Source organism: Streptomyces sp. VNUA24 (assembly GCF_029167005.1).
Lineage (GTDB): Bacteria > Actinomycetota > Actinomycetes > Streptomycetales > Streptomycetaceae > Streptomyces > Streptomyces scabiei.
Genome location: NZ_CP119143.1, coordinates 5,992,732 through 6,015,482, shown reverse-complemented (window position 1 = coordinate 6,015,482; position 22,751 = coordinate 5,992,732). Strand labels below are relative to the sequence as shown.

General features: G+C 73.7%; 25 protein-coding genes. 7 read left to right on the top strand and 18 right to left on the bottom strand.

Annotation, left to right across the window (positions count from 1 at the left end; translation table 11 throughout):
- Positions 1–9: 9 nt before the first annotated feature.
- From PYR72_RS25715 to PYR72_RS25670, 10 genes are all read right to left on the bottom strand, one after another.
- Positions 10–753, bottom strand: coding sequence for an ABC transporter permease (locus PYR72_RS25715; RefSeq protein WP_275457508.1), 744 nt, complete (start codon positions 751–753; stop codon positions 10–12).
- A complete protein-coding gene (locus tag PYR72_RS25710; protein WP_275457507.1) occupies positions 746–1,579 on the bottom strand; it encodes an ATP-binding cassette domain-containing protein in 834 nt (277 codons plus the stop codon). The genes PYR72_RS25715 and PYR72_RS25710 overlap by 8 nt, the downstream gene beginning before the upstream one ends.
- A complete protein-coding gene (locus tag PYR72_RS25705) occupies positions 1,576–1,773 on the bottom strand; it encodes a hypothetical protein (RefSeq protein WP_013002404.1) in 198 nt (65 codons plus the stop codon). Before PYR72_RS25705 ends, PYR72_RS25710 begins: the two co-directional genes overlap by 4 nt.
- A 177-nt stretch (positions 1,774–1,950) precedes the next feature.
- Positions 1,951–2,106 carry a daptide-type RiPP gene (locus tag PYR72_RS25700; protein ID WP_275457506.1) on the bottom strand — a complete coding sequence of 52 codons (156 nt, stop codon included), beginning with the start codon at positions 2,104–2,106 and terminating at the stop codon, positions 1,951–1,953.
- Between the two features lie 98 nt (positions 2,107–2,204).
- Positions 2,205–2,378: a daptide-type RiPP gene (locus PYR72_RS25695; protein ID WP_275457505.1), complete on the bottom strand. Its 174-nt coding sequence runs from the start codon at positions 2,376–2,378 to the stop codon at positions 2,205–2,207.
- 79 nt (positions 2,379–2,457) lie between these two features.
- Entirely contained in the window at positions 2,458–3,720 is a 1,263-nt protein-coding gene (gene mpaC / locus PYR72_RS25690; protein WP_275457504.1) for a daptide-type RiPP biosynthesis dehydogenase, read from the bottom strand.
- Positions 3,717–5,003, bottom strand: coding sequence for a daptide-type RiPP biosynthesis aminotransferase (gene mpaD, locus PYR72_RS25685; RefSeq protein ID WP_275457503.1), 1,287 nt, complete (start codon positions 5,001–5,003; stop codon positions 3,717–3,719). Before mpaD ends, mpaC begins: the two co-directional genes overlap by 4 nt.
- Complete coding sequence (mpaM, locus tag PYR72_RS25680; protein WP_275457502.1) at positions 5,000–6,034, bottom strand: daptide-type RiPP biosynthesis methyltransferase; 1,035 nt, start codon at positions 6,032–6,034, stop codon at positions 5,000–5,002. Before mpaM ends, mpaD begins: the two co-directional genes overlap by 4 nt.
- 8 nt (positions 6,035–6,042) lie before the next feature.
- Positions 6,043–7,101 carry a daptide biosynthesis RiPP recognition protein gene (gene mpaB / locus PYR72_RS25675; protein ID WP_275457501.1) on the bottom strand — a complete coding sequence of 353 codons (1,059 nt, stop codon included), beginning with the start codon at positions 7,099–7,101 and terminating at the stop codon, positions 6,043–6,045.
- A gap of 20 nt (positions 7,102–7,121) precedes the next feature.
- The gene (locus PYR72_RS25670; RefSeq protein ID WP_275457500.1) at positions 7,122–8,084 is read right to left on the bottom strand and encodes an LLM class flavin-dependent oxidoreductase; all 963 of its coding nucleotides are present in this window, start codon (positions 8,082–8,084) and stop codon (positions 7,122–7,124) included.
- 265 nt (positions 8,085–8,349) lie between these two features.
- Here PYR72_RS25670 and PYR72_RS25665 point away from each other — a divergent pair, with 265 nt between their 5' ends.
- Positions 8,350–9,369, top strand: a complete 1,020-nt coding sequence (locus tag PYR72_RS25665; RefSeq protein ID WP_275457499.1) for a helix-turn-helix transcriptional regulator — start codon at positions 8,350–8,352, stop codon at positions 9,367–9,369.
- Positions 9,370–9,484: 115 nt separating this feature from the next.
- On the opposite strand, the gene PYR72_RS25660 is transcribed toward PYR72_RS25665, so the two are convergent.
- From PYR72_RS25660 to PYR72_RS25650, 3 genes are all read right to left on the bottom strand, one after another.
- On the bottom strand, positions 9,485–9,856 hold the full coding sequence (locus PYR72_RS25660) for a hypothetical protein (protein WP_275457498.1): 372 nt from the start codon (positions 9,854–9,856) through the stop codon (positions 9,485–9,487).
- Positions 9,857–10,003: 147 nt separating this feature from the next.
- Positions 10,004–10,450: a hypothetical protein gene (locus PYR72_RS25655; protein WP_275457497.1), complete on the bottom strand. Its 447-nt coding sequence runs from the start codon at positions 10,448–10,450 to the stop codon at positions 10,004–10,006.
- A complete protein-coding gene (locus PYR72_RS25650; RefSeq protein WP_275457496.1) occupies positions 10,447–10,686 on the bottom strand; it encodes a hypothetical protein in 240 nt (79 codons plus the stop codon). Before PYR72_RS25650 ends, PYR72_RS25655 begins: the two co-directional genes overlap by 4 nt.
- Before the next feature lie 205 nt (positions 10,687–10,891).
- On the opposite strand from PYR72_RS25650, the gene PYR72_RS25645 reads away from it, so the two are divergent.
- Positions 10,892–11,377, top strand: a complete 486-nt coding sequence (locus PYR72_RS25645) for a TrkA C-terminal domain-containing protein (protein WP_275457495.1) — start codon at positions 10,892–10,894, stop codon at positions 11,375–11,377.
- Between the two features lie 27 nt (positions 11,378–11,404).
- Here PYR72_RS25645 and PYR72_RS25640 read toward each other — a convergent pair whose 3' ends face one another.
- On the bottom strand, positions 11,405–12,343 hold the full coding sequence (locus PYR72_RS25640) for an NAD(P)-dependent oxidoreductase (RefSeq protein WP_275457494.1): 939 nt from the start codon (positions 12,341–12,343) through the stop codon (positions 11,405–11,407).
- A 216-nt stretch (positions 12,344–12,559) separates the two neighbouring features.
- Here PYR72_RS25640 and PYR72_RS25635 point away from each other — a divergent pair, with 216 nt between their 5' ends.
- The 3 genes from PYR72_RS25635 (at position 12,560) to PYR72_RS25625 (ending at position 15,038) form a co-directional block, all read left to right on the top strand.
- A complete protein-coding gene (locus tag PYR72_RS25635) occupies positions 12,560–13,537 on the top strand; it encodes a TauD/TfdA family dioxygenase (protein ID WP_275457493.1) in 978 nt (325 codons plus the stop codon).
- A gap of 90 nt (positions 13,538–13,627) precedes the next feature.
- A complete protein-coding gene (locus PYR72_RS25630) occupies positions 13,628–14,494 on the top strand; it encodes a DUF72 domain-containing protein (RefSeq protein ID WP_275457492.1) in 867 nt (288 codons plus the stop codon).
- A 79-nt stretch (positions 14,495–14,573) separates the two neighbouring features.
- Entirely contained in the window at positions 14,574–15,038 is a 465-nt protein-coding gene (locus tag PYR72_RS25625; RefSeq protein ID WP_275457491.1) for a GNAT family N-acetyltransferase, read from the top strand.
- Positions 15,039–15,110: 72 nt separating this feature from the next.
- On the opposite strand, the gene PYR72_RS25620 is transcribed toward PYR72_RS25625, so the two are convergent.
- The 4 genes from PYR72_RS25620 to PYR72_RS25605 all read right to left on the bottom strand — a co-directional run bounded on the left by PYR72_RS25620 (position 15,111) and on the right by PYR72_RS25605 (position 20,840).
- Positions 15,111–17,135, bottom strand: a complete 2,025-nt coding sequence (locus PYR72_RS25620; protein ID WP_275457490.1) for a copper resistance protein CopC — start codon at positions 17,133–17,135, stop codon at positions 15,111–15,113.
- Between the two features lie 125 nt (positions 17,136–17,260).
- Positions 17,261–17,794 (bottom strand): cupin domain-containing protein, encoded by a 534-nt coding sequence (locus tag PYR72_RS25615; protein ID WP_275457489.1) that lies wholly within the window; start codon positions 17,792–17,794, stop codon positions 17,261–17,263.
- A 92-nt stretch (positions 17,795–17,886) separates the two neighbouring features.
- Positions 17,887–18,498 carry a GNAT family N-acetyltransferase gene (locus PYR72_RS25610; protein ID WP_275457488.1) on the bottom strand — a complete coding sequence of 204 codons (612 nt, stop codon included), beginning with the start codon at positions 18,496–18,498 and terminating at the stop codon, positions 17,887–17,889.
- The gene (locus tag PYR72_RS25605; RefSeq protein ID WP_275457487.1) at positions 18,495–20,840 is read right to left on the bottom strand and encodes a penicillin acylase family protein; all 2,346 of its coding nucleotides are present in this window, start codon (positions 20,838–20,840) and stop codon (positions 18,495–18,497) included. Before PYR72_RS25605 ends, PYR72_RS25610 begins: the two co-directional genes overlap by 4 nt.
- A gap of 94 nt (positions 20,841–20,934) precedes the next feature.
- Between PYR72_RS25605 and PYR72_RS25600 the strand changes: the two genes are divergently transcribed.
- Positions 20,935–21,681 (top strand): siderophore-interacting protein, encoded by a 747-nt coding sequence (locus PYR72_RS25600; protein ID WP_275457486.1) that lies wholly within the window; start codon positions 20,935–20,937, stop codon positions 21,679–21,681.
- Between the two features lie 68 nt (positions 21,682–21,749).
- Entirely contained in the window at positions 21,750–22,343 is a 594-nt protein-coding gene (locus PYR72_RS25595; RefSeq protein ID WP_275457485.1) for an HhH-GPD-type base excision DNA repair protein, read from the top strand.
- Positions 22,344–22,751: the final 408 nt, after the last annotated feature.

Here is a 22,751-nt window from a genome sequence, read left to right as displayed (position 1 = left end):
GGCGGACCGTCAGACGACGTCGCGGGAGGTGAACAGCTTCCGGGCGAGCAGCGCGGCGGCGGTCAGCCAGCCCGTGATCACCAGCAGCGCGAGCGGCGTGGACAGCAGGTCGGGCTTCTGGTCCCGGTAGACGGAACTCTGGGCGATCGTCATCAGGTACTTGCCGACCTCCGGCACCAGCCGCTGGAGCGCCGGGTCGACGACCAGGGTCAGCGCGACGACGGTCACGACGGCACCCACCTGGTGCCTCACGATCCAGCCGACGAGCGCGCCCCAGGGAGCGGCGAGCGTGTTGACGGCGCAGACGCCCAGCAGGATCAGCCAGGTCTCGCCGTGCCACGCGGGCCCGGTCCCGTTCGCCGCGAGCGTCCCCCAGGCGGAGGCGAGCGACAGCCCGGCGGTGAGCAGCGCGGCGAGGGCGCCCACGGCGGTGGCGGTCAGCACCTTGGCGGCCAGCAGGCGGGTGCGGCCGCCGCTCATCAGGACGGAGCGGCCGATGGCGCCCGAGGTGTACTCGCGGGACACGAAGACCGCGCCGAAGAGGGAGGTGAAGAGCGACATCATGAACCAGGAGCGGACGATGTCGTCGGTCACGGCGGCCCGGCCCAGGGTGCCCTTCTCGATGGCCGCGGCCCCCTCGGAGGCGTACCCGAGCGAACCGAGGACGGACATCAGGACGCCGCACCCGGCCAGGATCAGCCAGCCGCGGCCGGTCCACGCCTTGGTCCATTCGCCGGCGAGCAGGTTACGCATGGTTCTGTCCTCCTCCGACAGCGGATGAGACGGTCGTGGTGGCCGAGCCGGCCGAGGCGGCCGGCGGGTCCTGCGGGGCTGTCGCCGGGTCGACCAGGGCGAAGAACCGGTCCTCCAGGCGTTCCCCCTCGCCCGGGCCGACCAGTTCGTCGAGCGGGCCGGCGTACCGCAGCGAGCTCTGGATGATCACCACGTCGTCCACGGTCTGCTCCACCTCGGCGAGCAGATGGCTGGAGACCAGGACGGTCCGGCCCTCGTCGGCCAGGCCGCGCAGCAGGCCGCGCAGCCAGCGGATGCCGTCCGGGTCGAGGCCGTTGGCGGGCTCGTCCAGGACGAGGAGTTCGGGATCGGGCAGCAGGGCCGTGGCCAGCGCGAGGCGCTGCTTCATGCCGGTCGAGTAGCCCTTGACCGGGCGGGAGGCCGTGGTGCCGTCGGCCAGGCCGACCAGGTCGAGGACCTCCTCGACGCGGCGCGCGGGCAGGCCCAGCGTCCGGGCCCAGATGGTGAGTTCGCGCCGGGCGCTCGCTCCGGGCAGGGGGCCCACTACGTCCATGCTGACGCCCACCCGGCGGGCGGCGTGGGGCAGTTCGGCGTACGGACGGCCGAAGACGGTCGCCTCCCCGGACGTCGGCCGGCACAGGCCGAGGAGCATCCGCAGCGAGGTGGTCTTGCCGGCCCCGTTGCGGCCGAGGAGGCCGACGATCCGGCCGGGCCGGACCTCGAAGGTCAGGTCGTCGACCGCCGTGACCTCGCCGAAGCGCTTGGTCAGGCCGCGCAGGGCGACGACGGGGGCGTCGGCGGTGCTCGACGCGTTCGCGGTGCTCAACGGCGTTCCTTACGGAGGTTGGCGCCGATCCGGACCAGGCAGCTCAGCATGACGGCACCGAGGCCGGCCATGACGAAGATCTCCAGGCCGCCCGTCAGTTGCGTGGTGGCGACCGCCATGCCGAGCGGGATGAGAGCGCAGGCGAAGGCGAGGTTCTTGTTCTCGGCCGCTGCCTTGTCTCGGCTGTTGGCCATGCTGGACTCCTTGGTGGGACGGGGTGGGACCGGGGTGGGGGGAGGGGACGGGAGGCGAAGCGCGGATTCCGCGGTGGCGGCCCGGGGCCCTGTGCGGGCCCGGGACGCCGCCGCGGAAATCCGTATGCGGTTCGCTACCGCTGCCGGCCGATCGGCCGGATCAGGCGAGGTGCCGGATCAGGTGGCGATGACCGCGCTGGCGACGGTGCTGATCACGACGCCGGTCTTGAAGCCGCTCCAGAAGCCCGGGGCCTCCATGGCCTCCAGCTCCTGCATGCCCAGCTCCAGCGACGCGTCGAAGCCGGTGGGCTCCTGCGTGACGATGTCCTTCATATCTGTTTCCCTCCCGTTGAGTTGATACTGGATCAAGTCGAGTGGCAGTCGAGCGGGGCCGAATGCCGTCGAGTGATGGTCGAGTGGTCTCGAGTGGATCAGGTGATGATCGAGACCGCGACGCCCGTCGAGACACCGACGGCCGACACGACCGTCGCGCCGACGACGACGCCACCGGCGGTCCACCAGCCCGGGGCCTCCATCGCCTCGAGCTCCTGCATGCCGAGCTCCAGGGCGGAGGTGAAGGTCTCGTTCTCGAAGTTCTCCTGCATGGGAACTCCCCCTTTTCTCATGGGTGTCGAGAGCTGTCGCTCTCTGGTTCGCCCGCTCCCGGGACCGGGAGCGGAAGTCTCAGACGCGCGCGGTGAGCGCGCCGGGCACGGTCTGCGCGGTGGTCGCGCTCCGTGCGGTGGCCGGGCCGAGCGCCGCGTCCAGCAGGCGGCGTACGTCCTCCGCCCGGAGCCCGCCGAGCATCGGCAGCCCGGCGCCCCAGGCCCGTACCGTCCGCTCGGCCAGGGCCTCGATCCGTCCCGGGCCGTCGGCGGTGAGCCGCCGGCCCACCCGCCAGTCGTCCATCAGGGCGGCGATCCCGTCGGCCGGGTCCTCCGGCAGGGCCCGTGCCCGGTCCGGCGGCGCGGCGTCGCGCAGTCCGGCCCACATCCGGCGCAGCCGGGGCGCGGAGCCCAGCCGGGGCTCCCCGTCGAGCACGGCCCGCCACAGGTGCGGCAGCAGCGCGGCGACGGCGGTCATCTTCCGTACGCCGAGGGCCGACGACATCTCGTTGGCGATGAGCCAGCCCTTGACCGCGTACGGATCGCGGCCCTGGTGCAGCCATTCGCCGTGCGTGAGCCCGCTGAGCTTGGCGATGTCGAGGCGGAGCGCGTCGCCGGGCTCCTCCTCCCGTACCGCCTCGTAGCCCAGCTGGACGAGCCGCCGGGCGACCGTCTCGGTGAGCCGGTCCTCGGTGCGGTGGTCCTCCCGGTGGTCACCGGCGTACGGACTGACCGCCCGGAACAGCGCCTCCAGGACGCCCTCCACGACCAGTTCGCGGGGCAGCGTGGCGGTGGCCGACGGATCGAGCAGGGCCGCCTCCGGCCGCAGTACGCCGCCGAGGATCAGCCGCTTGCCCTGCGGGTACGCCAGGCAGGCGACCGCGCTCAGCTCGCTGCCGGTGCCGAGGGTGGTGGGTACGGCGAGCAGCGGGACGGTACGGGTGACCTCGCCCGGCAGGCCCATCAGGCCGCCGCGCTGGGGCACCGTGAGGCGGGTGTACGCGACCGGGTTGGCCCGCAGCAGAGCCGCGATCTTCGCCAGGTCGAGCACCGATCCGCCGCCGACGGCGACCACCAGTCCGACACCGGCCGACTCGTCGGCCAGACCCTCGGCGAGGGCGGCGGCCGTGGCGAGATCACCGGGGCCGGCGGTCAGGGCGGTCTGTGCCGTCCGCCAGTGGGCGCGGCCGAGGCGGTCGCGTACCAGGGCCGTGATCCCCGCCGTCGCGACGGCGGTGTCCACGAGGAGGGCGGCCGTGCGGCCCGCCCCGTCGGGGAGCCATGCCGTGAGGGCGTCGGGACCGATCAGTGCCCGGGTCGGTCCGCCCCGGCCGTGGCTCATGCCGCCGCCTCCGCCGGTATCGGCCCGCGGGTGAAGAGGGCGAGTCCGGCGCGGATGCGGTCCATCAGCTCGGTCAGTTCGGCGTCGGTGTAGGTCAGGGCGGGGAAGAGCTGGATGCCGTGCACGCCGGGGTGCACGAGGGCGCCCGCCGCACGGATCGCGGCGACCAGCTCGGGCACGCGGGCCTGCGGCAGCGGTTCCCCGTCCGGGGTGGTCAGCCGCAGTGACCGGAAACAGCCCACGCCGGTGGTGCCCGTCACCCAGGGGTGCTCGTCGACCAGCCGGGTCAGCTCCGTGTCCAGCCGTTCGCCGAGGGCCCGGCCGAGGGCGACCGCGTCCAGGCGGCGCATCTCGGCGATCGTGGCCAGGACGGCGGCGCAGGTGACGGGCGTGCCGGCCTGCGTCTCGCCGTGGGTCAGCATGGCGCCCGCCGCGTCGAAGGCGTCCGCGACCGTGTGCGCGGCGATGACGGCGGCGGCCGCGCTCGTCCCGTTGGTGAGCCCCTTGGAGGTCACCAGCAGGTCGGGCCGGGCGGACCAGCGCTGGGAGGCGAAGAAGTCGCCGGTCCGGCCGAAGCCGGTGGCCACTTCGTCGGCGACCAGCAGGAAGCCGTACTCCTCGCGCAGCCGCAGCAGTTCGTCGACGTACTCCTCCGTCAGCGGCACCGCCCCCGAGCCGAGCACCGGCTCGACGACGACGGCCGCGACCATCGCCCCCTGACGTTCCATCAGGGTGCGGATGCCGACCGGGTCGTTGGGGTCGACATGGCGGATGAGGCGCTGGTCGACGCCGTACACCTGCTGGCCGAGGTCCTCGCCGGTCAGCGCGAAGCTGCCGTACGTCAGACCGTGGTAGCTGCCGCGCAGCCCGACCACGAGTTTGCGGCGGTCCTCGCCGCGCAGAGCGTGGTAGTGGCGGGCGAGCTTCATGACGAGGTCGTTGGCGGCGCCCCCGGAGGTCGAGAAGAGGACCCGGCCGTAGATGTCGGTGCCGCACAGCTCGACGAGGGCGGCGGCCGCGGCCCGGGCGTAGGTGTTCTCGTAGCGGAAGACGCTCAGGTAGGAGGCGTCGCGCAGCGCGTCGGCGGCGGCCCGGGCGATGGCCTCGTTGCCGTAGCCGAGGTTGGTGTTCCACAACCCGCTGGAGGCGTCGAGGAGTTCGGTGCCGTCGGCGTACCGGACCCGTACCCCGTGCGCGGAGACCGCGCAGAGCGCGTCCGAGCCGTGCAGGGCGGGGGCCAGCAGGGACGGCCACAGCGCGTTCCTCGTGGTGCCGGGACTCATGGTGCGACCTCCGTTTCGAGCAGTACGTCGTGGTGGCGGGAGCCGACGGCCGGCAGCGGGTGCCGGGCGCGGACGGTGAATCCGGCGGCGCCCAGCTCGGCTTCGAGGAGGGCGGCGGGCAGGACGCCGACGCTGGTCGTGGTGACCTGGACCGGGCTGTCGTCGTCTGGGATCAGTGCGGGGAAGACGGTGACCGTGCGGGCGCTGTCGCCGACCGCCCAGTGCTCGTACATCCGGTAGGCGCGGCCCCCTTCGGCCTCGACCACCAGCTCGGCCTCGGCGGGTTCGCCGGAGTCCGTGTCCATGCCGACGGTCGACAGCAGGAACCGTCCGCCGGGCGCCAGGTGCCGGCGCACGGCCCGGTAGAGACCGGTCCGGCCGCGCTCGTCGAGGAGCGAGACGGAGGTGGTGCCGAGGACGATCACCGGGAAGGTGCGGTGCAGCGCGAAGTCGCTCATGTCGGCCTCGACGACCGTGCAGCGCTCGCGCAGGGCGGCGGGCGCGGCGGCCAGCCGGTCCTCCAGCAGCCGCAGCATGTACGGCGAGAGGTCGAGGGCGGTGACCCGGCGGCCCAGCGCGAGCAGCGGCATGGTCAGCCGCCCGGAGCCGGCCGCGAGGTCGAGGACGTCGCCGGGCAGGGTGCGTACGAGACCGGTCAGTTCGCGTACCTCGTGGGTGCTGCGGCCGGCCACGTCGTGGTAGACCTGCGCGCCCGCTTCGGCGTAGAGGTCGCCGGTGACGGCACGGGTGCCGAGCCGGGCGAGCAGCTCCCCGGCGCGTCCGGGGACGGCCGCGGGTGGGGACGGTGATGTCAGGGTGGTCGCAGCGCCGGTGCCGGTCGCAGCGCCGGTGCCGGTCGCAGCGCCGGTGCCGGTCGCAGCGCCGGTGCCGGTCGTGGTGCCGGTGCCGGTCGTGGTGCCGGCGCTGGTCATGGTGCCGGCGCTGGTCATGGTGCCGGCGCTGGTCGTGGTGCCGGCGCTGGTCGTGGTCGTGATGCTGATGGTGCTGATGGTGCTGATGGTGCTGGTCATGGTGGTGGTCACGCTCCGGCCCGGGCGAGGAACCGCTCGATGCGTACGGTGTGCTCCGGATCGGCGTACTCCGCCGCCGCCTCGGCCGAACCGCAGGCCAGCAGTGCTTCGACCGGCGTGGCCGCCGCCCGTTCCACGCTGAAGGTGCGGCCGGGGGCAGGGGCGTGCACGTACACGTCCTGGTCGGTCCAGAGCAGGAGCGGCGCGTCCGCGTCCCGCAGGTCGGCGTCGGCCCCGGCGGCCAGCGTCTCGGTGATCCGCCCGCCGAAGCCGGAGACCCGGATGTCACCGTCCACGCCCCGGGCCCGCAGGGAGCGGATGGCACCGAGGGCGGCCAGGTAGCGCCCGAGCCAGGGCCGGGCGGCCAGGGCGGTCTCCCGCAGGCCGGGGTCCACGACCGCGCCCAGGCACACCCCGCAGGTCGTGCCCGTGCCGTCGTTGAGCCGCCGCCACCGCGCGTCGAGGACGTCGGGGCCGTCGCCCGCCGTGCCGAGACGGGTCCCGCCCGGCGCGGTGGAGACCGCGCCGTCCGCGTCGACGTACAGCCGGTGCCGGGGTCCGGCAGCCGGGGTGCGGTCGGCGCCGAGGCCGGGGAGATCGGCGAGCTGGATGGCGGGGTGGGTGAGGAAGTCGGGGAAGGTGCCGTCGAGCAGGGCCCGGTCGGCGTCGGCGAGGAAGACGTCGAAGTCCGTGTCGTCGGCGATCCGGACGAGCGTCGGTCCGGCGACGGACATGTACTCGCTGATGCCGTAGCCCTGGATCTGGAGGTAGAAGCCCGCGCCCGGGGAGAACTCCCCGCCGGCGCCGGCCAGCGACCCCTCGTACCCGAGGACGCGGTGGCCGTCCGCCGCAGGCTCCTCGCCGGGCGCACCCGGCACGAGGACCAGCGTGTCCGCTCCGACGACTCCGGAACGCAGCACCGCGGCGAGATGCTCCCGGTTCTCCAGCACGACGGTTTTCGCGCCGTCGTACGAGAAGCCGTCGTACGGGAATTCGGGCGCACTTTCGGCGGCGGTGCCGGACTCACCGGTCCCCCAGTGAATGAGCCGCTCTTTCAGATCAGCCATTGTTTCGTCTTCCCCCACGGTCAGGCGGCCAGGGCGGCCAGAATTCGCTTCGTTTCGTCCAGGGCCGCTTGTGGGCCGTACAGATTGCAGACACCGGTCAGATTCAGGACGATCTCGTCCACTCCCGCGTCCCGGAACGCGCCCAGTTTCGCGACGAGTTCGTCCGGGTCCCCGCTGAGGAACGCCCCGCCGTCGACGAGTGCCTTGGCGTTCGCCGCCGGATCGTCTCCGGCGACATCCGTGCCGGACCGGCGCAGCATGTCGATGTAGTGGGCGCCCTGGAGATGCGCGGCGTTGCTCGCGAGCGCCAGTTCGGCGGGTTCGCGGTCGGGCCGGGCGAGGGCGAGCGGCACGATGGCGGTGAGCCTCGGCGTTCCGCGCCCCTTGTCCCCCGCGCCCTCGCGCATCGCCGGGAGCACGGTGTCCCGCAGGTAGTGCGCCGGAGTCAGCCAGGTCACGGCCACATCGGCGACCTCACCCGCGAGCCGCGCCATGCCGGGCCGCAGCACGCCGAGCCCGATCTCCACACGCGGTGCCGGGTAGCGCGGCATCTCGGCCCGGCAGCTGAAGTACTCGCCCCGGACGTCGACGGCGTCCCCCGCCAGCAGGCCGCGGACGATCGAGAGGTACTCGCGCGCCGCCGTGAGCGGACTGCGGTACGGCTCGCCGAGCAGCGACCGCTGCAACGGCCGGCCGCCGGGCCCGAATCCGGCGGTCACCGGCTGCCCGGTGGCCATCGCCAGCGAGCGGGCCTGGAGCGCGGCCTCGTAGGGGTGGCGGAGCGGCATGAGCGTGACGCCGAGCCCGGTCGGTACGCGGAATCCCGCTCCCGCCGCCGCGACGAAGCCCTGGTGCGGTTCGATCATCACGGACTGCCCCTGCCAGAGGCGGCTCGCGTTGCTCCAGTGCACCAGTCCGGCGTACGGAAGGATCTGCTCCGGCCGGCGCGGAAGAAAAGGCAGGAGTACGGAATAAGACGTCATGACCTTGTCCCCCGTTTCTCGTCTCTGGTCGTCATTGCGTCGATGCCGCTGGACATCGCGTGCGCAGCTTTTCTTTTTCTGCTGCGACTTCTTTTTCTTCTGCTACTGCTTCTTCTTGTTCTGCTTCGGTCGGCGTTCGTTCGTTCCGACACAGAGAACAATGCCAAACGGGAGCACCCCGTCGGGCAGTTCAGGAGCGCTACTTGCTGCCAGTGACCGTGCAGCTTGTTGCAGGTACTCTCATCGGTGATCAAACGGAGGCACCATGGGGGAATTGTCCGTACTCGGACTCACCGATACGGAAGAGGGCATCTACCGGCACTTTCTGCGGAACCCCGGCACGACGGCCGAGGACATCCAGCTGCTGCTGCACGTCCCGTTGGACGAGATCGCGGGAGCACTGGAGCGTCTGACCGAACTCGGCCTGCTGCACGGCGCGGAAGGCGCCGGAACCGGAGCGGACGGCGGGCCCGAGGTGATCTCCGCCGCCGATCCCGAGACCGCCGTGGACCGGCTCACCGACCTGCGGCTGCGCGAACTCCACCAGCAGCTCCAGCAGGTCACCCAGTCCCGGCACCTGATAGCCGGCCTGCGCGCCGAGCAGAGTGTGAAGGAGCGGCCCGACTCCGGGCCGATCGAGCGCCTGGAGGATCTCGGCCAGATCCGGGGGCGGATCGACGACCTGGCGTTCTTCGCCCGTGAGGAGATCCTCTCGGTCGAGCCGTACACCGAGCTGACCCCGGCGAACATCGCGCACGCCCGGCCGCTCGACACCCGCTGTCTGCGGCGCGGGGTACGGATACGCAACGTCGTCCTGCGCGAGGCCCTGGACCACGCGCCGACCGTCGGCTACCTGCGCGACCTCACCTCTCTCGGGGCCCAGATCCGGGTCGCGGACACCATCGCCGAACGGCTCCTGGTCTACGACCGCCGCACGGCGCTCGTCCCGGTCGACCCCGCCGACACCCGGCGCGGCGCCCTGCTCGCCCGGGAGGCGGGGCTGGTCGCGAACATCCTGGCGCTGTTCGAGAAGATCTGGGACCAGGCCACCGATCTCACCGTGCTCATCGACGCGGGGGCGGGCGCGGAGGACGGCGGGCTCACGGAGATGGAGCAGCAGGTCCTGGAAGCGATGTGCCACGTCGGCAAGGACGAATCGGGGGCGCGTTCGCTGGGTGTGTCGGTACGGACGTACCGCCGCCATGTCGCCGACGTCCTGCGCATCCTGGGCGCGAGCAGCAGGGCGCACGCGGCGCTCCTCGCGCGGGAGCGCGGCTGGGTGTGAGGCCGGGAGAGGTTCCGGGGGAGGCCACCGGACGGAAGCAGCGGAAAAGGGGGTGCCCCCGGCGACTGATCGCCGGGGGCACCCCCTGTCTGCTGCCGTACTGCCGGCCGTACGGCTACTGCTTCGGCTTCTCGATCTGCCAGCCGTTGACGGGCTTGTCGGTGCCGGCGCCCGGCTCGCCGCAGAGCGGCAGCCGGATGGGCAGCGGGGTCCCGCAGACCCGCTCGACGATCGGATCGACGACGGGGCCGAACACCTTCGCCCTCTGCACCTGCACCTGCGCCTGCGCCTGCGCCTGAACCCGTACCTGGGTCTGTGCCTGGGCCTGAGCGGGCGTCTGCGTCTGCGCCTGCGCCTGCGCCGAGCCCTGTCCCCCCGCCACGGCGAGCGCGAGCGCCGCGCCCGCCACCACCGCGGCCTTCTTGAACCCGGCGAAGCCGCCGAACCCGGTGAACTCGGCGGACCCGATGCATCCCTTGAACCCCACGACGTACCCCCGTTTGTTGTCCCCCGCGCGTTCCGGGCCGGTCGTGCCCCCGCGGTGACTCCCACTCTGCCAACGGAAAACCGCAGGCAGGACGGCGATTCGTGTCAGCTTGCTGCACGCGCTCACTCAACTTCATGCCACGGCCGGTCAGCGGGCCGGGGGCCGGTCCCAGAAGTCGGGCCCGGGCGGGGGCGGCTGGGCCGTGGTGAGGCGGCGGTAGGCGGCGCGGGCCTGGAGGAGCCGGGCGAGGGCGGTGCCGGTGAGGGCCGCGGTGAGCAGACAGACCAGCCAGAAGGTGTCACGCGGGTTGGTCCAGGTCAGCACGCCTGCGGGCGGAATGGCGAAGCCGTTGAGGAACAGCCAGCACAGGGCGGCCGTGCCGGGGGCCGCCGTGAAGCGGGCGTATCCGCCGAGGAGCGCGGAGAGCAACGACAGCGCGGCCAGGGCCAGGCCGGGCTGGTCCGTGCCGACCAGCGCGTTCAGGAGCGCCACCAGCGCCATCGCGCCCGCGAAGGCCGTGGCCCACACGAGCGGGGTCGCCACGGGCTGGGGGACGGGGCGGGGGCCGGTCCCCAGGGAGACCCACTGGATCACGGGCACGCTCCGCAGGTCCCGGGGGCGCGTACTCCGGCGGCGCCCGGGGCTCCGACGACCCCGCCGTCTCCGGAGCCACCGGCGGCGATGGGTATCCCCTCGGCGTAGGGCGGGAGCAGGCCGGCACCGGGGGTCGTGGGGCCGTCCGCGATCGTTCCGCCGGTCACCGGGGTGCCCGACGCGCGGGGCCGGCGGGCGGCCGCCGCGTGGGTTGTGGGGGCACCCGTGACGATCATGGCGGGGATCCTTTCGGTCGGCGCCCGGAGCGGAGCCGAGGGTGGTCCGGGGACGGTCCGGGGCGGTCCGGGGCACTCCAGGCGTTGAAGGGGGATTGTTCCACCGGGGAGCCGGTCCCGGAGCCGGCCGCCGGTTTTCCGGGTCTCGTTAGGGTGGCACCGACGGTTGTCCGACGACATATCCGAATCAGACAGGGGGCCGGCCGTGGGTGCTCCGCGACTCAGCAGTACGCCGTTGCCGGGGATCGGGGTCCGCTACGACCTCACGACCAGGGAGCAGCGGCGGATCTCCGTGGTCGCGCACAGGGACGGGGCCCGGACGCTGAGCGCGTACCGACAGGACGATCCGGACGCGTGCGCGCTGTCGGTGCGGCTGTCACCGGGGGAGGCGACCGCCCTCGTCGACGCGCTGATGCCGGAGCACCACAGCCCCAGCCTGCTGTCCACCACGGAACTGGGGCTGGTCGCGGAACGGATCGAGGTGGCCTCGACGTCCCACTGGAACGGGCGCGTGCTGGGCGACACCCGGATGCGGACCGAGACGGGCGCGTCCGTCGTGGCCGTTCTGCGCCGGGCCGAGGCGATCCCGTCGCCGGCACCGGACTTCCGGCTGGCCGGCGGGGACACGCTCATCGTGATCGGCACCCGCGAGGGTGTGGAGACGGCCGCCGCCGTCCTCGGGCGGGAGTGACCCCTCCGCGCCCCCTACGGCCTGGGGCTAGCCGTCCCTCCCTGCCCCCTCCCCTTCCGCTTCTCCCTCCCCCTCTCCTTCTCCTTCTCCTTCGCCGAAGCTGGCGAAGTACGCGGCCGCCATGTCCTCGTCGGCGTGGCCCTGGGCCGCGGCGCGGGTGAGGCGGGCGGCGCCCGCGGCGGCGATGTCGAGGCGTACGCCGTGTCGTCGGCCGGCCTCGACGATCAGACGGGCGTCCTTCGCGGCGGTCGAGACGGCGAAGGAGGCCGGGGAGAGCCGGTCGTCGAGGATGAGCGCGGACTTGGCGTGCAGATAGCCCATGTCGAGCGGGCCGCCCTCGATGATCTCGAAGAAGGACCGCGGGTCGACGCCGAGGGCCTGGGACAGGGCCAGCACCTCCCCGGCCGCGTTGGTCGCGGCGAGCACCCAGCTGTTGGCCACCAGCTTCAGCCGGGTCGCGGTGCCCGCAGCACCGTCCTCGCCGGTCCAGACGGTACGGGCGCCCACGGCGTCGAAGACGGGGGTCACCGTCGCCCGCCCCTCGACCGGGCCCGCGGCCAGCACGGTCAGCTGCCCCGCCTCCGCGGGCTGCCGGGTGCCGAGGACCGGGGCGTCGTAGAAGACCAGCCCCAGCTCACCGGCCAGCGCGGCCAGTTCGGCGACGCCCTCGACCCCGGCCGTCGTGGACTGGACCCAGACGGTTCCGGCGCGCAGGGCGGGCGCCGCCGCCCGCATCACGTCCAGGGCGGCGGGCCCGTCGTGCAGGATCGTGAGCACCACGTCGGCCCCGCGCACGGCCTCGGCCGGGCTGTCGGCGACCCGCGCTCCGCCGGCGGTCAGCGGCTCGGCCTTCTCCCGGGTGCGGTTCCACGCCCGTACGGTGTGCCCCGCACGGAGGAGGCTGCGGGCCATCGCGGCGCCCATGATGCCGGTACCCAGGACGCTTACGGTGAGCTTGTCGTTCATGACGTCAACTTCCTGCCGCGTACGATGCGTTGGCAGTTTCGCAGTCCGGGGCGGCGCCGGGAGCGGTACGACACCGGCGGCGGACCCACTTGGCGGTCGCGTTCGTCGCGCGGCTCGGCAGCCGTCCGATCAGGACACTTTCCCGGCCGCACCGCATGCACGGGCGCTCCCGGGGGAAGACCGGGCCTACGACCTGCGTCGAAGGGCGAGCGAGCGATGGGCATCGACACGGACACGTCCTCCGGGGGACCGGAGGACACCCTCGACGTGCGCCCCGCCTCCGGGCACATCGGCGCCGACATCCACGGCGTGGACCTCGCCGACCCGCTCGACGACACCACGGTCGCCGGGATCCGGGCCGCGCTGCTGCGCTGGAAGGTGGTGTTCTTCCGGGGGCAGCGGCTGGACCACGCCGGCCAGATCGCGTTCGCGCGCCGCCTCGGCGAACCGGTCCGGCTGCGGGCGCGGGGCTCGGTCTCCCCGGCCGCGTTCCCCGAGATCGAGACGACGGCCGACCGTCAGGAGCTGGGCCGCAAGCACGGGATGGACCAGGCCGAGTGGCTGGAGCGCCGCCGCCACTCCACCCTCCGCGGCTGGCACGCCGACCACACCGCACGCATCGACCCGCCCGCCCTGACCCTGCTCCGCGCCGAGCGCGTGCCCCCGTACGGCGGCGACACGACCTGGGCCAACCTCGCCACCGCCTACGCGGGCCTGTCGGAGCCGGTGCGCCGGTTCGCCGACGGGCTGCACGCCGAACACCGGCTGGGCGTCGGCTATCTCGCCCGCTCCGGCCCCGACCCCTACCTCCGCCACCTCCAGGACCACCAGGTCGCGTCCGTGCACCCGGTCGTCCGCGTCCACCCCGAGACCGGCGAACGGATCCTGTACGTCAACCCGTACTACGTCGAGCACATCGTCGACGTCAGCCGGGCCGAGAGCCGGCTCCTGCTGGAGATGTTCGTCGAGCAGATCACGCGTCCCGAGTACACGGTCCGCTTCCGCTGGGAGCCGGGTTCCGTGGCCCTGTGGGACAACCGGGCCACCGTCCATCTGGCCCCGAGCGATGCCGCCCACCTGGACTTCCCGCGCATCATGCACCGCGTGATGATCGCCGGGGACCGGCCCGTCGGCGTCGACGGCACACCCTCGAAGCCGCTCTGCGGCGGGCCGCTGCACGAGCGGGGCGAGTAGCGGCCCCGGCGAAGTCGGGCACCCGCGAAGGCGGGCACCGGTGACGCGGGGCGGGTGGCCAGGTCGCCGATTCCGGGTAACCGGCACCCCATGGGTGACATCCTCGTCGGGACCTGCTCGTGGACGGACCGGGCGCTGCTGGCCAGCGGCTGGTACCCGCGCGGGCACCGTGAGGCCGGACCCCGACTCCGTTACTACGCCGAGCGGTTCCCGGTCGTCGAGGTGGACTCCAGCTACTACGCGCTGCCCAGCCGCCGCAACAGCCTCCTGTGGGCCGAGCGGACACCCCCCGCCTTCCGCTTCGACGTCAAGGCGTTCTCCCTCCTCACCGGCCACCCGACCCGCCCGGCGGCCCTCCCCGAGGATCTCCGGGAATTACTCGGACCGGAGCCGCGCCGGGGCACGCCCGCCCTGCGGGACCGGGTCTGGGAGCGGTTCGCCGACGCCGTCGAACCGTTGCGGGCGGCCGGGCGGCTGGGCGCGGTGCTGTTCCAGTTCCCGCCGTGGTTCGCGCCGGGGCGGCGGGCGCAGGAGCTGCTGGAGGAGTGCGCGGGGCGTACGGCCGGCCGGCCCGTCTCGGTCGAGTTCCGGCACCCCGCGTGGTGGCGGGGCGACCAGGCCGGCCGCACCGCGGAGTCGCTGTCCCGGCTCGGTCTGGTCGCCGTGGGAGTCGACATGGCCCAGGGCCTGGACACCTCCCTGCCGCCGCTCGTCCCCGTCACCTCGCCCGAGCTGGCCGTCGTACGGTTCCACGGCCGCAGCCCCGCCTGGGGCACCGGCAGCAAGGAGGACCGGTTCCGGTACTCCTGCTCCACGGCCGAACTCGCCGCCTGGGCACCCCGGTTGCGGTCCGCGGCCGCACGGGTCGACGAGCTGCACGTCCTGTTCAACAACTGCTGTGCCGACGCGGCGGTACGCGCGGCGGAGACGATGCGGCGGATACTCGACACCGGATGAGCCCCGCGTCCGGAGTCAGCACGGGCGTTCGAGAGAAAGCGGATGCGGCCTCATCGTGCGGCTGCGAGCATGCGTCGCTGTGGAGATCAGCAAGGTGGAGGTCCGACGCGCGGTCGCCTCGGACGCTGCCGCGGTGGCCGATGTGTGGCTGCGTTCCTTCGCGACGGCGCTCCCGGGTGTGCGCCGGGCGCACACGGACGACCAGGTCCGGGCCTGGTTCCGCGAGGTGGTCGTACCCGGCGAGGAGACGTGGGTGGCCACGGCCGACGGGTCGGTGGTCGGAATGATGGTGCTGGACGACGAGGACCTGGATCAGCTCTATCTCGATCCCGCCTGGCAGGGCCAGGGCATCGGCGGCCGCCTCGTGAACCTGGCGAAGCAGCGCCGCCCGTCCGGGTTGGCGCTGTGGACCTTCCAGGTCAATGTGCCGGCTCGTCGCTTCTACGAGCGGCACGGCTTCGTCGCCGCCGAGACCACCGACGGGCACCGCAACGAGGAACGCGAGCCGGATGTCCGGTACGTGTGGCGCCCCGCGGAGCGATAGAGGCGTTGCCCATCGGTGGTCGAGGTAGGGGGTCGAGGTGAGTGGTCGAGCTAGGTGGTCGAGGTGGTCGCGCTAGCTCACCCGGACCGACTTCTCCACGGTGACCTGGTCGATCTCCGTGGTACGGACCGTGAGCCTCATCGTCCACTTGCCCGGCAGGGGGAGCTGGAGCTCGTCGGTGACCCAGTAGCCGCCGCGGTCGGTGATCTTCGCGTCGATCGGGCCGATCTTCTGGGCCTTGAGGGTGAAGGTGAGCCGCAGTTCGGGGACGGTGGCGATACCGCCGTCGGGGCCGAAGACGACCGCCTGCACGGAGTTCTTGCCGACGCGCCCCGGGCCGAGGTCGATCTGGACCTTGCCGTGCCCGTTCGGGGTGCCCACGTCGAAGGGGATCGTCGTCGAGGAGGCCGTGACCCCACCGGCCGCCTCGTTCGCGCTCTCCTTCGCGATCTCCGCCGCCGCCCGGCCCGGGAGGGTGCCCGTCAGCACGGTCGTGATCACCAGCACGACGACCGCGACGGTGAACTCCGCGAGCACGGACTGCCGAAGACGCTGGCGCGGCGCGTCCACGGCCGGGGATTCCTCGGCCGACGGCCCTGCGTGGTCGAGGGACGGTGTGTCGCCGTCGGCCCCGCCCGAGGGCACATCGGCGCCACCGCCCGAAACCTCGCCGGCGTCAGAACCCGCGCCACCGGCGGCTCCGACGCGCTCGGACACGCGCGTCGCCACCGCCACCGCCGCCGGCTCGGTGACCGCGCCCCGGTCCCCGGCGTTCACCGCGTTCACCGGCTCGGGAACCTCCGCCCGACCCTCCGCCGGAACCTCCCCCAGCCGCCCCGTCCAGCGTCGTGAGAACGCCGCCGCCACCAGCAGGAGCAGCACCGCCACCAGCTTGGCGACCAGCACCTCCCCGTACGCCGTGGACGTGAAGGCCGACCAGGAGCCCAGGCCGCGCCAGGACTGGTAGACGCCGGTGACGACGAGGACGACCACCGAGGCGAAGGCGAGCCTGGAGAAACGGTTGACCACGGCGGCCGACAGCGTCTCGGGCGCCCGGTACAGCACCGTGAGCAGCGCGGTCAGCCCGCCCAGCCAGACGGCCATGGCGAGCAGGTGCAGCACCGAGGAGGTCATCGCGACCGGCACCTGGATACCGGCGGAGGCGTGCTCCGCGGCCGCCCAGGTCCCGGCGAGTCCCACGGACAGCAGCGCACCGCCGGCCAGCGCGCCCCTGCCCCAGACGTTCCCCCGCCGGCGTACGCGCACGAGCAGGAGGGCCCCCGCCGCGAGCAGCACCAGCCGGGCCAGCAGGGCGAGTCCCGGCCGGCTCACCAGGGTCTCGCGCAGCACGGAGAGGTCGAGGGCGGCCCCGACGCCGGTACCTCGCTCGTACGGTCCGCGGAGCAGCAGCAGGACCGCCGAGGCGAGCAGCAGGGCCAGCCAGCCGGCCGGAAGCAGCCTGCGCAGCGCCTCGCTCGGCCCCCCGAGCACGACCGCGAGGAAGAAGGCCACACCGATGAGCAGGGCGAGGGCGCCGTACGCGAAGTAGCGGGTGATGTCGTAGAGGGAGGAGGTGAGGGGGTCCTCGGTGAGGTCGGCGGGGAGGACCGCGGTGGTCGCGGAGGGCTCGCCGACCGAGAAGAGCAGGGCACCCGAGATGGGGTGGCTGTCGGCCGACACCACTCGCCACGCGATCGTGTACGTGCCGTCGTCGAGGCCGGTGGGCAGGGTGACGCTGGCCGTGTCCGACCGGCCGCCCGCGCGCCCCGGTTTGCCCGTGTCGACCGCCCGGTTCTCCGGGTCTACGACGCGGATGGAGTCCTGGAGGAGGCTCACGGACTCGGTGAAGCGGAGGGTGATGTCCTTGGGGGCGACGTCGAGGACGCTGCCGTCGGCAGGATCGCTCCCCTTGAGGGCGGCGTGCGCGGACGCGTTGCCCGCGCCCGCGAGGAGGAACAGGATCAGCGCGGTGCCCAGCAGCACGAGGCGTCGCACCCCGCGGCCCGGGCGGCCTCTTCGGTCCACGGACCGGGCTGTGCCCCTGCCGCTCCTGCCGACCCCGTCCTCGACGGTGTCGCTGTACCTGCGTCGGTCCACGTAGTGCTCCGGATCCACGGTCGCCGGCTGTCGGACTCCTCGAACAGGTACGGACGCCACGAACGCCGCGTTCAACGCGATCCGCACCGGCCCGGCCCGTCCCCGGGCCGCCGACCGCCCTCGACCTACGCCCGCCCCAGCTCCCCGATCTCGGCGGCCCGGTCCGGGTACAGCAGCGCCAGCTCCGCCGCGTCGCCGTGCTCGTACCCCTCGAAGGTGAAGCCCGGCGCCATCGTGCACCCGAACAACGTCCAGCCCTCGCCGCCCCCGCCTCCGCCTCCGTCGCCGTCGCCGTCGCCGTCGCCGTCGCCGTCGCCGTCGAGGACCCTCGCCCCCATCCAGGTCCCCGCGGGCACGACGTACTGCACGTGCTGCCCGTCGAGCACCCGCGGCCCGAGGACGACGACCCGGGAGGAGCCGTCCGGGGCGAGGAGCAGCATCCGGAGCGGGTCGCCGAGGTGGTAGTGCCAGATCTCGTCGCCGGGCAGCCGGTGCAGCGCGGAGTAGTCGCCGGGTTCGGTGGTGAGCAGGGCGACGATCGCGGTTCCCTCCGGCCGCCCGTCGTCCCGCTCGGGCCCCGCCCACGTCTGCCGGAAACGGCCGCCCTCACGCGGGATGGGCTGCAACGCGTAGTGCGCGATGAGGTCTTCGGGAGTCATCCGACCGAGGCTACGCCGCCGGCCTCCCCCTTGGCCTGCCGTCGGCCTCCCCTCGGCCGGGAACACACCGCTCGGAGCGCCGCCCCTCGCGCCTACCGGCCGAGCACGCTCTCCCTCCGCAGGAACGCCAGCCGGGCCCGCTTCTCGGGCAGATACACCTCCGGCAGGTCGACCTCCGGCAGGACGACGACCGGCCCACGCTCGAACCCCTGCCGGGCGAACCGCGCGATCGCCCGCTCGTTGCGCTCGTCCGGATCGACGACGACCCGTGGCCGGTCCAGCCCGACCAGCACGTACGACGCGAAGACCGCCAGCACCGAGGACGACCACCCCGGCCGCCCTCCGCCCTCCCCGGCGGGCGCCAGCAGCACATGGACGCCGATGTCCCCGGGCTCGACCTCGTAGCACTCGCCGACCCGGTCGGCCTCCGGCTCGTACGTCTGCAGCAGCCCGACCGGCTCGCCGTCGAGCACGGCGAGGTAGGCATGGTGGGTGTCGAACGCCTCCAGCCCCTCGTACACCTCCCGGACCTGCTGCTCCGTGAGCCCGTTCATGCCCCAGAACTCGGCCCTCGGCTCACTCACCCAGCCGTGGACCACCCCGGCGTCGGCCTTCGCGTCCAGCGGCAGGAGCCGCACGGTCCCGAAGCCGTCGACCACCTGTTCGTGCACGGCCACCCGGTCGCCGTACGCCTCGCCGCTCATCGTGTCTCTCCTCGCTGTCCCGTTCCGCGCCTGTCGTTGTCCGGTGCCGCGCCGTCCCCGTCCTCCCGGGTGAGGCAGTCCCAGTCGGTGACGACCGGGACCAGTTCTCCCCCGAGCCACAGCGGGAGCTGGTCACGGTGGTGGGCCGAGCCGCTCACGCCGGACGCCCCGAACGGCACCACCCAGAGGCTGTCCTCGCGCCGGGCCAGGTCCCAGACGTAGCGGGCGGCGGGGCCGCGCGCGCTGAGGTCGGTGATGCCGGGGACGGCACTGGTGCACAGGACGCAGTCGTGGTCCCCGGCGAGCCCCGGCCCGTCGGAAGCGTCCGGTCCGTCGTCCGGGCCGCCGTCCAGGCCGCCGTCCGGGCCGTCGCCGGGGCCCTCGTCCGGGAGCGCGCGCCACGGCACGAGCCGGTGGCCGTCGCCCCAGCGCCCGGCCGTCCCGCCCGCGGCCTCCTCCAGCGCCTGCCGCACCACCGCGTCCCGGTCGATCCCGTACAACTCCTCCGCCCTGAGCAGATGTTCGAGCGCGAACCCGATCCTGACGGTGAGCGACAGCCACGGCCGGAAGACCTCGGGGTACGCCGGCGGCACCGCGAGCGCCGCGAACGCGGGCTCCGCCGCGAGCCGCCGTACGACCGCTGTGCGCAACGCCGCGTACGCCGCCGCGTCGACGCTGTCCGCCTCCATCCGCCGGTCCCAGCGCAGGAGCCGGTCACGGAGCGCGGCGGCGGCCGGGGAAAGCCCCACGGCGGTGTTCCCGGTGGCCGCCCTCGGCGAGCCGTGGGCGGCCAGACGGTCCAGCAGGGGCCCGGCGGAGGACAGATGGGTGTCCATGTGGAGCGCGGGCATCTCCGCGGCGGACCACACCCGCTTCCGGTCCAGCAGCGCGCGGATGCGGTCGGCTCGGTGCGGCGGCGCGAACTCCACGCCCAGCGGGGTCGCCGGCCCGCGCTGGTTGGCCATCACCGCCACACCGTCCTCGACCGTGCCGTACGGCATCTCGTGCCACCCCCGCCACTCGTGCCCCGGCTCCCAGGCCGCGACCAGGCGGGTCCGGTTGTCCCGGCTCCGCAGCGGCACCCGCCCCGCCACCCGGTGCAGCACCCCGCCCCGCGTGTCCGCCGCCAGCACGACGTTCACCGGCTCGGCCCACGCGTCGAAGGCCCGGTCCACATCGGCGACCACCCGCGCCCGGAGGAGGGGAAGCAGCGCGCTCAGCCCGAGGTCCCCGGTGACCCGCGGCGGACAGCGCAGAGCGAGGGGACCCACCGTGTCGGAGGCACCGGAATCCGGGCCGCCGGCGACGACCGGCCCCCGGGCGGTCTCGATCACCTCCACCTCCACGGGCTCCCCGCCCGCGACCTCGACGACCTCCACATGCCGGTGCGCGGGCCGCCACACCCCGTCGGGATCGAGAGCCTCCACACCACCCTCGCCGCCGCCCTCGTCCCCGCTCCCGTTCCCGCCCTCGTCCCCGCTCCCGTTCGCGCGCCGGAGCCGCTCCCGGTACAGGTCCTGGTAGTCGGCCATGGCGTTGGTGATGGCCCAGGCCACGTCGCCGGTGTGGCCGAAGTGGGCGATGCCGGGCAGGCCGGGGACGGCGAGGCCGACCACGTCGAACTCCGGGCAGGAGAGGTGGATCTGCTGGTAGACGCCGGGTTCCTCGATGAACCGGTGCGGGTCCCCGGCGATGACGGCCTGCCCGGTGGCCGTACGGGAGCCGTCGACGAGCCACCCGTTGCTGCCGGAGGTGGCGGGGCCGTCGGTGGCGAAGAGCCCGACCGCGTCGGCACCGAGATGCCGTACGGCCTCCTCCCGCCACAGCTTGGCGGGGAACCCGGCGAACAGGATGTGCGTGGCGAGCCACACGCCGAGCGGGTGCCAGACCTCCCAGCGCCCGGGCGTGAGCCCGGCGCGCCCGAACTCGGGCGCGCGCCGCCCGCCCTCGGCCAGCCCGTCGTTCACGCCCTCGACGTACGCCCGGACCCAGTCGGCGGTCTCCGGGTCCGTTCTCTCCAGCCGGTCGAAGCATCTTCGGGCCGTGTCGGCGAGCCGGGCCCGTCTCGCGAACAGGTCCCAGCCGAGGGACCCGGCGCCGAGGAAGGCGGCCGAGGTGCCCTGGACGCGGTGGCGTTCGACCTCCAGCTGCCAGGCGCGGTCGAGAGCGGTGACCCGGCCCTGGGCGTGGGCGAGGGCGCGGACGCCGGCGGCGCGGAGATGCGGGATGCCCCAGGCGTCGCGGTACGTCCCGTAGGGCTCGCCGGCCGATTCCCGGGATTCCGGGGATCCCTGGCTCACCACGTTCTCTCGGACAGGCTCCTGTCCGCCGCCGTCCCGCATGTTCCGCACTCTCCCGATCTCCCACCCTGTGCATGTTTAGGTTAGCCTCACCTAATCATCGGTGATCAAAGCGTACGCGAAGGGTGCAGAAGCCATGGGGCAGGGGCACGGTTGGGAGGGGGCGGTCCTCAAACTGCTCCGCGGGAAGGACTTCGTCCTCACGGTCACCGGTGCGGAACAGGTCACCGAGCACTACCGCCGGGTCCACCTCACCGACGGCGGCATGCTCGCGGTGACCGGGGTCCACCCCACGATGTGGGTACGCCTGTGGTTCGAGGCCGCCGGCAAACCGCACCAGCGGGCGTACACCCTGGTCGACCCCGACCCGGCCGCCGGCACCTTCAGCCTGGAGTTCGCCCTCCACGACGGCCGTGCCGCCGACTGGGCCCGCACGGCCGAGCCCGGCGACACCATCGAGGCCACGGTCCAGGGCACCGCCTTCACCGACCCCGACCCCGCCCCCTCCCGCATCCTCGCCATCGGCGACCCGGCCTCCCTCCCGGCCGTCAACTCCCTCCTCCGCGCGCTCCCGTCGGCCCCGGCGACGATCTGGTTCGAGATGGCGAAGGAGTTCGGGGAGCCGGCCCCCGACGCGGGCGGACTCCCCGTCCGCCTCGATCCCGGCCGCCACGACTTCCGCCCGGTGCCTCGCGAGGACGCCGGCGCCCGTCTCCTCGCCCAGGTCCGGGCCGAGGCCCCCGCCCTCCTGGCGGACACCCCCGCGCCGTACGTCTGGATCGCCTGCGACACCACGACGACCCGCGCCCTGACGGCGTACTTCCGCAAGGAGCTGGGCGTACCGAAGCAGCGGATCCACGCCCTGGGCTACTGGCGTCCGTAGGGGGAGCGGTGTCCTCGTCCGCCCGGGGCCGGGCTGCGGCGGGCCTTCCGGCGGGCGATCATCGGGGCATGAACGTGACCCTTCACCTCGCCCAGGACCCCGAGGCGGACGAGCTCCTCGGGCGCAGTCCGCTCGCCGCGCTGGTCGGCATGCTGCTGGACCAGCAGGTGCCGATGGAGTGGGCGTTCAAGGGCCCGTGGACCATCGCCCGGCGGCTCGACGCGGACGACCTGGACGCCCATGAGATCGCGGCGGCCGACCCGGAGTCGTTCGTCGCGCTGCTGTCGGCCAAACCGGCGGTACACCGCTACCCCGGCTCCATGGCCAAGCGGATCCAGCAGCTGTGCCAGTACCTCGTCGACCACTACGACGGCGACGCGAGCGCGGTCTGGCGGGACGCGGCGACCGGCGGGGAACTCCTCTCCCGCCTCGAAGCCCTCCCCGGCTTCGGCCGGCAGAAGGCGCAGATCTTCCTGGCCCTCCTCGGCAAACAGCTCGGCGTCCACCCCACCGGCTGGCGCGAAGCCGCCGGCTCCTACGGCGACCCCGACTCCTTCCGCTCCGTGGCGGACATCAAGGGACCCGACTCCCTGGCCAAGGTCCGCGCCCACAAACAGGAGATGAAGGCGGCGGCCAAGGCGGCGAAGTCCTCCGGCACCTAACCACACCGCCACCGCCCCACTCCGAGCACGGCCCGGCCCACTCCGAGCACGGCCCGGCCCACTCCGGGCACGGCCCGGCCCACTCCGGGCACGGCCCGGCCCCCCTCACGCACCCGTCCACGGGCACCTACCGCACGCCGGACACCCCACGGGCACCTGCCCGAACGCCCGACGCCCCGCGGACGCATGCCCACACGCCGGACGCCACACACCCCTGCCCGCACGCCGGACGCCCCGCGGACGCATGCCCACACGCCGGAGGCCGGACACCCCTACCCGCACGCCGGAGGCCGCACACCGCTGCCGGCCCCCGCACGCACCCGGCCACGCGCACGCCCGCGCATCCCGGCCACCCCACGAGCACCTGCCGCACGCCGGACACCCCACGGGCACCTGCCCGCACACCCG

What these genes read in the sequence shown, in the direction of transcription:
- PYR72_RS25715 (WP_275457508.1), bottom strand. Translation starts at nt 753, where the DNA reads ATGCGTAACCTGCTCGCCGGCGAATGGACCAAGGCGTGGACCGGCCGC.
- PYR72_RS25705 (WP_013002404.1), bottom strand. Translation starts at nt 1,773, where the DNA reads ATGGCCAACAGCCGAGACAAGGCAGCGGCCGAGAACAAGAACCTCGCC.
- PYR72_RS25700 (WP_275457506.1), bottom strand. Translation starts at nt 2,106, where the DNA reads ATGAAGGACATCGTCACGCAGGAGCCCACCGGCTTCGACGCGTCGCTG.
- PYR72_RS25695 (WP_275457505.1), bottom strand. Translation starts at nt 2,378, where the DNA reads ATGCAGGAGAACTTCGAGAACGAGACCTTCACCTCCGCCCTGGAGCTC.
- mpaC (WP_275457504.1), bottom strand. Translation starts at nt 3,720, where the DNA reads ATGAGCCACGGCCGGGGCGGACCGACCCGGGCACTGATCGGTCCCGAC.
- mpaD (WP_275457503.1), bottom strand. Translation starts at nt 5,003, where the DNA reads ATGAGTCCCGGCACCACGAGGAACGCGCTGTGGCCGTCCCTGCTGGCC.
- mpaM (WP_275457502.1), bottom strand. Translation starts at nt 6,034, where the DNA reads ATGACCAGCACCATCAGCACCATCAGCACCATCAGCATCACGACCACG.
- mpaB (WP_275457501.1), bottom strand. Translation starts at nt 7,101, where the DNA reads ATGGCTGATCTGAAAGAGCGGCTCATTCACTGGGGGACCGGTGAGTCC.
- PYR72_RS25670 (WP_275457500.1), bottom strand. Translation starts at nt 8,084, where the DNA reads ATGACGTCTTATTCCGTACTCCTGCCTTTTCTTCCGCGCCGGCCGGAG.
- PYR72_RS25665 (WP_275457499.1), top strand. Translation starts at nt 8,350, where the DNA reads ATGGGGGAATTGTCCGTACTCGGACTCACCGATACGGAAGAGGGCATC.
- PYR72_RS25650 (WP_275457496.1), bottom strand. Translation starts at nt 10,686, where the DNA reads ATGATCGTCACGGGTGCCCCCACAACCCACGCGGCGGCCGCCCGCCGG.
- PYR72_RS25640 (WP_275457494.1), bottom strand. Translation starts at nt 12,343, where the DNA reads ATGAACGACAAGCTCACCGTAAGCGTCCTGGGTACCGGCATCATGGGC.
- PYR72_RS25635 (WP_275457493.1), top strand. Translation starts at nt 12,560, where the DNA reads ATGGGCATCGACACGGACACGTCCTCCGGGGGACCGGAGGACACCCTC.
- PYR72_RS25630 (WP_275457492.1), top strand. Translation starts at nt 13,628, where the DNA reads ATGGGTGACATCCTCGTCGGGACCTGCTCGTGGACGGACCGGGCGCTG.
- PYR72_RS25615 (WP_275457489.1), bottom strand. Translation starts at nt 17,794, where the DNA reads ATGACTCCCGAAGACCTCATCGCGCACTACGCGTTGCAGCCCATCCCG.
- PYR72_RS25610 (WP_275457488.1), bottom strand. Translation starts at nt 18,498, where the DNA reads ATGAGCGGCGAGGCGTACGGCGACCGGGTGGCCGTGCACGAACAGGTG.
- PYR72_RS25605 (WP_275457487.1), bottom strand. Translation starts at nt 20,840, where the DNA reads ATGCGGGACGGCGGCGGACAGGAGCCTGTCCGAGAGAACGTGGTGAGC.
- PYR72_RS25600 (WP_275457486.1), top strand. Translation starts at nt 20,935, where the DNA reads ATGGGGCAGGGGCACGGTTGGGAGGGGGCGGTCCTCAAACTGCTCCGC.
- PYR72_RS25595 (WP_275457485.1), top strand. Translation starts at nt 21,750, where the DNA reads ATGAACGTGACCCTTCACCTCGCCCAGGACCCCGAGGCGGACGAGCTC.